This window comes from Citrobacter gillenii (genome assembly GCF_013337685.1).
GTDB classification, from domain to species: Bacteria; Pseudomonadota; Gammaproteobacteria; order Enterobacterales; family Enterobacteriaceae; genus Citrobacter; species Citrobacter gillenii.
Window position 1 is genome coordinate 1 of record NZ_SUQN01000021.1, and the last position, 1,717, is coordinate 1,717.

1 rRNA gene is annotated in these 1,717 nt (G+C 52.5%); it reads left to right on the forward strand.

What is annotated here, in order from left to right:
- Nucleotides 1-150: 150 nt before the first annotated feature.
- Nucleotides 151-1,692: ribosomal RNA gene (locus FCH32_RS23085) — 16S ribosomal RNA — on the forward strand.
- Nucleotides 1,693-1,717: the final 25 nt, after the last annotated feature.

Below are 1,717 nucleotides of genomic sequence, written 5' to 3' on the forward strand. Positions count from 1 at the left end.
GTTGCACTGCTCTTTAACAATTTATCAGACAATCTGTGTGGGCACTCGAAGATACGGATTCTTAAACGTCGCAAGACGAAAAATGAATACCAAGTCTCTGAGTGAACATACGTAATTCATTACGAAGTTTAATTCACGAGCATCAAACTTAAATTGAAGAGTTTGATCATGGCTCAGATTGAACGCTGGCGGCAGGCCTAACACATGCAAGTCGAACGGTAGCACAGAGGAGCTTGCTCCTTGGGTGACGAGTGGCGGACGGGTGAGTAATGTCTGGGAAACTGCCCGATGGAGGGGGATAACTACTGGAAACGGTAGCTAATACCGCATAACGTCGCAAGACCAAAGAGGGGGACCTTCGGGCCTCTTGCCATCGGATGTGCCCAGATGGGATTAGCTAGTAGGTGGGGTAACGGCTCACCTAGGCGACGATCCCTAGCTGGTCTGAGAGGATGACCAGCCACACTGGAACTGAGACACGGTCCAGACTCCTACGGGAGGCAGCAGTGGGGAATATTGCACAATGGGCGCAAGCCTGATGCAGCCATGCCGCGTGTATGAAGAAGGCCTTCGGGTTGTAAAGTACTTTCAGCGAGGAGGAAGGGGATGTGGTTAATAACCGCATTCATTGACGTTACTCGCAGAAGAAGCACCGGCTAACTCCGTGCCAGCAGCCGCGGTAATACGGAGGGTGCAAGCGTTAATCGGAATTACTGGGCGTAAAGCGCACGCAGGCGGTCTGTCAAGTCGGATGTGAAATCCCCGGGCTCAACCTGGGAACTGCATCCGAAACTGGCAGGCTAGAGTCTTGTAGAGGGGGGTAGAATTCCAGGTGTAGCGGTGAAATGCGTAGAGATCTGGAGGAATACCGGTGGCGAAGGCGGCCCCCTGGACAAAGACTGACGCTCAGGTGCGAAAGCGTGGGGAGCAAACAGGATTAGATACCCTGGTAGTCCACGCCGTAAACGATGTCGACTTGGAGGTTGTTCCCTTGAGGAGTGGCTTCCGGAGCTAACGCGTTAAGTCGACCGCCTGGGGAGTACGGCCGCAAGGTTAAAACTCAAATGAATTGACGGGGGCCCGCACAAGCGGTGGAGCATGTGGTTTAATTCGATGCAACGCGAAGAACCTTACCTACTCTTGACATCCACGGAATTTAGCAGAGATGCTTTAGTGCCTTCGGGAACCGTGAGACAGGTGCTGCATGGCTGTCGTCAGCTCGTGTTGTGAAATGTTGGGTTAAGTCCCGCAACGAGCGCAACCCTTATCCTTTGTTGCCAGCGGTTCGGCCGGGAACTCAAAGGAGACTGCCAGTGATAAACTGGAGGAAGGTGGGGATGACGTCAAGTCATCATGGCCCTTACGAGTAGGGCTACACACGTGCTACAATGGCATATACAAAGAGAAGCGACCTCGCGAGAGCAAGCGGACCTCATAAAGTATGTCGTAGTCCGGATTGGAGTCTGCAACTCGACTCCATGAAGTCGGAATCGCTAGTAATCGTAGATCAGAATGCTACGGTGAATACGTTCCCGGGCCTTGTACACACCGCCCGTCACACCATGGGAGTGGGTTGCAAAAGAAGTAGGTAGCTTAACCTTCGGGAGGGCGCTTACCACTTTGTGATTCATGACTGGGGTGAAGTCGTAACAAGGTAACCGTAGGGGAACCTGCGGTTGGATCACCTCCTTACCTTAAAGAAACGTTCTTTGTAGTG